Below are 6343 nucleotides of genomic sequence, written 5' to 3'. Positions count from 1 at the left end.
GGCGCGATCGATGCGATAGCGAACGCTGGCGTCGTCTGCGGCGCATGCAGGTCGATCAGGAGCGGCGGCGGCAGATAGGTCGCGACCACCGTGGTCGCGTTCATGACGGCCAGGGCTTCCGGGGCGACCAGCCCCGCCGCCACCGGATGCACCGGCCTGTCGTCGATGGCGACCAGATGGCGCCCCGGGGCGTCGCGCAACTGCCAGGCGAAGGGCCCGGCCTGCACCCCAGGATGGTGGCTGATGCCGTGTTCATCGGTCACGCCTGGGTAGGGGCGCTGGCGGCTGTCGCGCACGTCGACGGCGATGCCGGCGGGCAGCGGTCGGCCCAGGGTGTCCTGGTGTTTCAGGGTGACGAGCACCTTGGTGACGCATTCGGCATGATAGATCGCCCCGCTGCCGTTCTGGCAACTGGGCTGGAAGGGAAGGTCAAGAGTATTCATGACGATGTTTATTCCGTATCAAGGCCCGACATATATCGAGCCTCGGGTTAGCGTACATACCAGAATTTTGCTTACGCTACCGGATGAGTACCGTCGCCGGAACGCGGCTTACATCAATGTCAGGAATGGCTGACATGCTTTGTCGTCAATGACTTACAAACGTAGCGGGAAGCGCCGGAGGTCTCGGCAGACCTTACAAGAGTTCTTTACTATGCTTGCCGTTCGTAAGCTGTAAAATCCCGGCGCAACGCTTTTACCCAGGAGACGACTATCATGGCACCCCCCTCTCCCTCGCGGCCCAACCTGTGGCGGCGCATTCCCCTGTGGCAGAAGATCCTCGCCGGCCTGGCGCTGGGGGTGCTCGCCGGGGCGCTGATGGGCGAGAACGCCAGTGTCTTCAAGCCCATCGGCGACATCTTCATCAGCGCCATCAAGATGCTGATCGTACCCCTGGTGTTCTCGACCCTGATCGTCGGGATCACCGCCATGCGCGACCCGCAGAAGATGGGCCGCATCGGCCTGCGCACCATCGCCCTGTACCTGATCACCACGGCCTTCGCCATCTCCATCGGCCTGCTGGCCTCGACGATCTTTCAGCCGGGCACGGGGCTCGACCTGAGCTTCGACAAGCCGGTCCAGGCCGAAGAAGCCCCGTCCCTGGTGCAGATCCTGGTCGACCTGGTGCCTCAGAACCCCATCGATGCCCTGGCCGAAGGCAATATCCTGCAGATCATCGTCTTCGCCATCGGTCTGGGGATTTCCCTGACCCTGATCGGCGAGAAGGGCGAACCGGTGGTGCGCCTCTTCGAGAGCTTTGCCGAAGCGATGTACAAGCTCACCGAGATCGTCATGGCCTTTGCCCCCTTCGGCGTGTTCGGCCTGATCGCCTACGTCTCCGGCAACTACGGGCTGGATGTGCTGCTGCCCTTGGCCAAGGTGATCGGCGTGGCCTACCTGGCCAGCGTGCTGCACGTGCTACTGGTCTACACCGGGCTACTGGTACTGCTCGGGCGACTGAACCCGATGCGCTATCTGAGCGGCATCCTCGACGCCCTGGTGGTCGCCTACTCCTCGGCCTCCTCTTCCGGCACCCTGCCGGTGTCCCTACGCTGCGCCCAGCGCAACCTGGGAGTCTCCGAGGGTGTGTCCGGGTTCGTGCTGCCGGTGGGCGCCACCATCAACATGGACGGCACCGCCATCTACCAGGGCGTGGTGGCATTGTTCATCGCACAACTGGTCGGGGTCGACCTGAGCCTGATGGACTACGGCATGATCATCGTGACCGGCACCCTCGCCTCGATCGGTACCGCCGGCGTGCCCGGCGCGGGGCTGATCATGCTCTCCATCGTGCTGGCCCAGGTGGGCTTGCCGCTGGAAGCCATCGCGGTGATCGCCGGTATCGATCGGATCCTGGACATGGCCCGCACCAGCGTCAATGTGGCCGGCGACCTGATGGTGACCACCCTGGTCGGCAAGAGCGAAGGGGAGCTGGACATGGAGGTTTACAACGCCACGAGCAAGGATTGAGGAAACCTTGGATTTGCTGGTTCGTCTTTCAAAAAATGGCGCATCGCTTCTACGCTAGACAAACACACCACTGCAAAGGAGATTGCACATGGCCGATTCACAAACCTGCGCCTGCCCGGACTGCAACTGTGAAGTCGATACGGACAATGCCGTGATGTCCGATGGCCAGGCGTACTGCTGCGATGCCTGTGCCTCGGGCCATCCCAACGGCATCAAGTGCAAGCATGAAGATTGTGGCTGCGGCCAATCCGCCTAGGCGCCACGCAAGGAGGAAGCGATGCAAAAGCAAGCGCGCGTAGAACCCATCTATGAGGCCACGGACCTGAACGACAAGATCATCGGCTGGCACGTGATCGATGAAAGCCAACCGGACAACGAGACGGTGGTTTCCGAGCACGAGACCCAGGCAGAAGCCATCAAGGCCGCGGAAGAGTTCGAACAGCGCGAATACTGACCGCCCCACCCGGAGCCCCCGAGCCGGGGGCTTCACCCAGTCCTCGTGACACCACGCAACGCCGTCATCCCCTGCCCTTCGACCCGCCATGCGGCCCAAGTCCCGAGGCTTCGCCTTTCAGATACTGCTCGGTGGTGAGCAGAAACAACCGGCGAAACAGGTTGTGCGCCGCCTCCTCCCGCCTGAGCGCCAGCTCATCCGGGTCCACTTCCTGTGGCATTGAGTCCTCTCGCGGAGGCTCCCGGGCGAAACGCACCGAACCCGACGAGGCATCGCAAATCTGCAGCGTGGGCTTGCCTCCCTCGAATGCGGTCCTGATGCAATAGGTCATGATAGCCTCCTGCCGACACTATTTGATAAAAATTCTCATTTGCATGTGAGAATCTAGGTGGCCGGCTGCCCGCCGTCAAGACAAATTCACCCCACGCGTCTCGACAGACCACGAGCGACAAGGGTGCTCAAGCCCACGACCAGGTGGCGTGCTAGAGTGAGACCTCCACGTTGGGAAAACGACGAGGCAACATGGAACCGACCCGATTGACAGGTGACCGCGACGCCATCGGTCGCGAGCACGGACGCCAGCACGCCGACAAGATCCGGGATAGCATCCGCGTCTACGACCGGCTGTTCCGAGATTTCGTGGGCTCCTCCTGGAGCGAGGCCCGCGGCATGGCGCCTCGCTTCCTACCCGCCATCGAGCGCCTCTTTCCTGACATTCTCGACGAAGTGCAGGGCATCGCCGATGGCGCCGGCACCGACTTCGACGACATCCTGACCCTCAACTGCCGCAGCGAAATCTCCCTGACCCAGGCCAGCGGCGGCTGTTCCGCCTTCTCGCTCAACCAGGGCGGACAATGGCTGGCCCAGAACTGGGACTGGCGCGCCGACCAGCAACGCAACGTGGTCGCCCTCGAGATCGCCCTGGCTGGGCAAGCACCGCTGATCAGCGTCGGCGAAGCCGGCATGGTCGGCAAGATCGGCATGAACGCCCACGGACTCGGCGTCTGCCTCAACGCCATTCGCTCCCAGACCTGTGGCGACGGCCTGCCCATTCACTTCGCCCTGCGCAAGATCCTCGAATGCCCCGACTTCGCCGCCGCCAGGCGCGTAGTGGACGAAGACCGTGTCGCCTCCCCCGCGCATTTCCTGATCGCCAGTCACGACGGCCAGGCCACCGGCTTCGAGGTACACCCTGGCACCCCCGGCGAACTTCCACCCCAGGATGGCAAGGTGCTGCACACCAACCATCTCTATGCCGAAGCGACGGCGGCCTGTGTCAACGACTTCCCCAGACCCGATTCTCCGGTTCGGCTGAGCCGGCTACGACAACTCCTCGATCGGCCCATCGCCAGCGAACCCGGCGCCCTGTTCGACCTCCTCAGCGACCACGCCAACGCGCCCTCGGCCATCTGCCGGCACACCAATCACGAACTACCCGAAGCCGAGCGCATGGAGACCCTGTTCGCCGTGGTGATGAACCTGAACGAGCGGCGGTTGCATCTGCGCCTGGGCAAGCCGTGCGAGGCGGGAGAGGCGATGGAGGTAGAGTTGGAACTAGCGGGGTAGAAGTGTCCTGCACAACATTTTCACCGTTTGACAGATGGCTGACCCCTCACGATAATGAAAATAATTATCATTTGATGGGCCACCATCATGACTTCCGAGCGCTCCCAGATCTACTACACCTGCACGTTCTTGCATGTCTCTTTCCAGGCCATACAGGACGCCGTGGAGAAATCAGACAAAGGCGACGATACCCCGTGCTGGCTCGACGCCCGCCTGCTCGGCATGCTCCTGGGGGAACTGCGGAAGTGCCGCCAAGACGCCAGCCCCTTCCCGATGGTATGCCAGTCGCTGGACACCGCGATCTATCACTGCGGCCTGCTGATGGCCCAGTGCCCTGCCGCGGTCAACCGCCGGCTTTGCCGTCACCACCTAGAAGCGACCATGGCGCCGCTGAAAGAAGCAACTGCGTGCCTCTCGGGCAAGGCGGCGCAGGCCACGACCGACAGCCACGCCTCCTCCCTCCAGCGCCTGCGCGGCTGGCTGGGGTGGTGATGATCTGCTTTTCGATAGGGCGGCTACGCTTTATCGCGAGATCTTTTGCTATCGCTCAATGCCTACACAATAAGCATCAACGCTTTTCATCCTTGGCGTCCCGAGACACCCAGCCGTGCAGGCGTTGCTCTAACGCTCCTGTGTAAATACAATGTATTTACACAGGAGGATAAATGGATATCCAGTTTCAGCATCGTGGCACGACGTTCATCTGGAACGAGAGTAAAGCCAGCGGAAATCTAGCCAAGCATGGCGTGAGCTTCGAAGAAGCGGCGACGGTGTTCGATGATCCCCTGCTGGTGGTGCAAGACGCCTCGCGTAACGACCAGCCACGCGATGCCGTGATCGGGTTCGACACCCACACGCGGTTGCTCTGCGTGGTGTATGTCGAGATTCACGACGAGGGCTTGCGCATCATTTCGGCGCGGCGCGCCACAAGAAGAGAGGAGGCGATCTATGCTCAATGAGACACTGAAAAAGCGTCTTGCCAAGGACCGCCCCATGACGACGGTGACCCTGCGCATGCCGGAAGACGTGGTGGAAACGCTCAAGGCAATCGCGCCGTTGAAAGGCTTCCAGGGTTATCAAACGCTATTGAAGGCCTACGTCAGCGAGGGGCTGCGGCGCGACGAGGCGCAGTATCTCGATGATGGTGTGCAGCGCCTGGTCGAGGCGCTGAAAGCACGAGGCGTCGCCGCCGAGGTCATCGAGCGGGCGGTGCGCGATATGGAACAGACGCACTGAGGCACCAACGCCTCCCGAGGCCCGGCTAAGGCCTCGACGGCGGTTGATCCCGCGTCTGTGAGGCACGGCCCATCCTCGCCGCGGATAATCCGTGCCAGCGCCGGTTGGTCCCCGCGCCTGCGGGGAACGGTGAGGATTCTCTCACGTCCTGAGCGCCTGTTTAGGAGCATCCCCACGGGCGTGGGGAATTCGGCGTGGGCGGCAGCGAACTTTTTCCGGCCGGGGATTTTATCTCTCGGGAACTTTCTGAGCTGCCTGGGCGGCAGCGAACTCGACGGCCGCAAGGTTCGTCTGGGCGCTTATTTTCTGAGCTGCCTGGGCGGCAGCGAACCCCAGGGAGGACAGCCATCATTTGATTCCCCCTTTCTGAGCTGCCTGGGCGGCAGCGAACCGCTAATTCGGGGGCCCCAATTCCCGTGTTTTTTTCTGAGCTGCCTGGGCGGCAGCGAACCGACCGAGGCCGTCAAGCACGCCGCCCAAACTTTTCTGAGCTGCCTGGGCGGCAGCGAACGACGACATCATCTGCACCCGCGTCGACGAATTTTTCTGAGCTGCCTGGGCGGCAGCGAACTAGGGGGTCTACTTTTAGGGCCTTTGCTATTTTTTCTGAGCTGCCTGGGCGGCAGCGAACGACGACATCATCTGCACCCGCGTCGACGAATTTTTCTGAGCTGCCTGGGCGGCAGCGAACTAGGGGGTCTACTTTTAGGGCCTTTGCTATTTTTTCTGAGCTGCCTGGGCGGCAGCGAACGCATCGCCTGCATAGCATCTTGAGCAGCACTGTTTCTGAGCTGCCTGGGCGGCAGCGAACTGATTGGGCGTTTCCCCGATGGCTGGACCTATTTTCTGAGCTGCCTGGGCGGCAGCGAACTTGCAGGGTCTGCACGCGCCCGTTCCCGTTCATTTCTGAGCTGCCTGGGCGGCAGCGAACCGTTTTGCGGCGCAAAGGTGAACTCTTCATTCTTTCTGAGCTGCCTGGGCGGCAGCGAACATCGAGCGCTCACCTTGAGGCGCGTCGTAGGTTTTCTGAGCTGCCTGGGCGGCAGCGAACGTTATCATCCGCCCGCGCCTAGCTGGTAATCCTTTTCTGAGCTGCCTGGGCGGCAGCGAACTCGAT

At 62.2% G+C, this 6343-nt stretch carries 9 protein-coding genes and 1 CRISPR repeat array; of the genes, 7 read left to right on the top strand and 2 right to left on the bottom strand.

What is annotated here, in order from left to right; all coding sequences use genetic code 11:
- The coding region (locus tag BUA41_RS18630) for a hypothetical protein (RefSeq protein WP_217652849.1) at positions 1-443 on the bottom strand (443 nt) is incomplete at its 3' end.
- Positions 444-716: 273 nt separating this feature from the next.
- Between BUA41_RS18630 and BUA41_RS18625 the strand changes: the two genes are divergently transcribed.
- The 3 genes from BUA41_RS18625 to BUA41_RS19125 all read left to right on the top strand — a co-directional run bounded on the left by BUA41_RS18625 (position 717) and on the right by BUA41_RS19125 (position 2424).
- Positions 717-1970: a dicarboxylate/amino acid:cation symporter gene (locus BUA41_RS18625; RefSeq protein WP_072825709.1), complete on the top strand. Its 1254-nt coding sequence runs from the start codon at positions 717-719 to the stop codon at positions 1968-1970.
- A gap of 88 nt (positions 1971-2058) precedes the next feature.
- A complete protein-coding gene (locus tag BUA41_RS18620; RefSeq protein WP_072825707.1) occupies positions 2059-2226 on the top strand; it encodes a metallothionein in 168 nt (55 codons plus the stop codon).
- Between the two features lie 21 nt (positions 2227-2247).
- On the top strand, positions 2248-2424 hold the full coding sequence (locus BUA41_RS19125) for a DUF2188 domain-containing protein (RefSeq protein WP_139249187.1): 177 nt from the start codon (positions 2248-2250) through the stop codon (positions 2422-2424).
- Between the two features lie 64 nt (positions 2425-2488).
- Here BUA41_RS19125 and BUA41_RS18615 read toward each other — a convergent pair whose 3' ends face one another.
- The gene (locus BUA41_RS18615) at positions 2489-2755 is read right to left on the bottom strand and encodes a hypothetical protein (RefSeq protein ID WP_072825705.1); all 267 of its coding nucleotides are present in this window, start codon (positions 2753-2755) and stop codon (positions 2489-2491) included.
- A gap of 191 nt (positions 2756-2946) precedes the next feature.
- On the opposite strand from BUA41_RS18615, the gene BUA41_RS18610 reads away from it, so the two are divergent.
- From BUA41_RS18610 to BUA41_RS18595, 4 genes are all read left to right on the top strand, one after another.
- On the top strand, positions 2947-3990 hold the full coding sequence (locus BUA41_RS18610; protein WP_072825703.1) for a C45 family autoproteolytic acyltransferase/hydrolase: 1044 nt from the start codon (positions 2947-2949) through the stop codon (positions 3988-3990).
- An 87-nt stretch (positions 3991-4077) separates the two neighbouring features.
- A complete protein-coding gene (locus BUA41_RS18605; protein ID WP_072825701.1) occupies positions 4078-4482 on the top strand; it encodes a hypothetical protein in 405 nt (134 codons plus the stop codon).
- A 173-nt stretch (positions 4483-4655) separates the two neighbouring features.
- On the top strand, positions 4656-4949 hold the full coding sequence (locus tag BUA41_RS18600; RefSeq protein WP_072825698.1) for a BrnT family toxin: 294 nt from the start codon (positions 4656-4658) through the stop codon (positions 4947-4949).
- Entirely contained in the window at positions 4939-5226 is a 288-nt protein-coding gene (locus BUA41_RS18595) for a hypothetical protein (RefSeq protein WP_072825696.1), read from the top strand. Before BUA41_RS18600 ends, BUA41_RS18595 begins: the two co-directional genes overlap by 11 nt.
- A 243-nt stretch (positions 5227-5469) precedes the next feature.
- Positions 5470-6338: a CRISPR direct-repeat array (repeat unit 28 nt; unit sequence TTTCTGAGCTGCCTGGGCGGCAGCGAAC).
- Between the last annotated feature and the right edge of the window lie 5 nt (positions 6339-6343).

The sequence above is a fragment of the Modicisalibacter ilicicola DSM 19980 genome, assembly GCF_900128925.1.
Lineage (GTDB): Bacteria > Pseudomonadota > Gammaproteobacteria > Pseudomonadales > Halomonadaceae > Modicisalibacter > Modicisalibacter ilicicola.
This window is presented reverse-complemented; position numbering and strand designations above follow the sequence as displayed.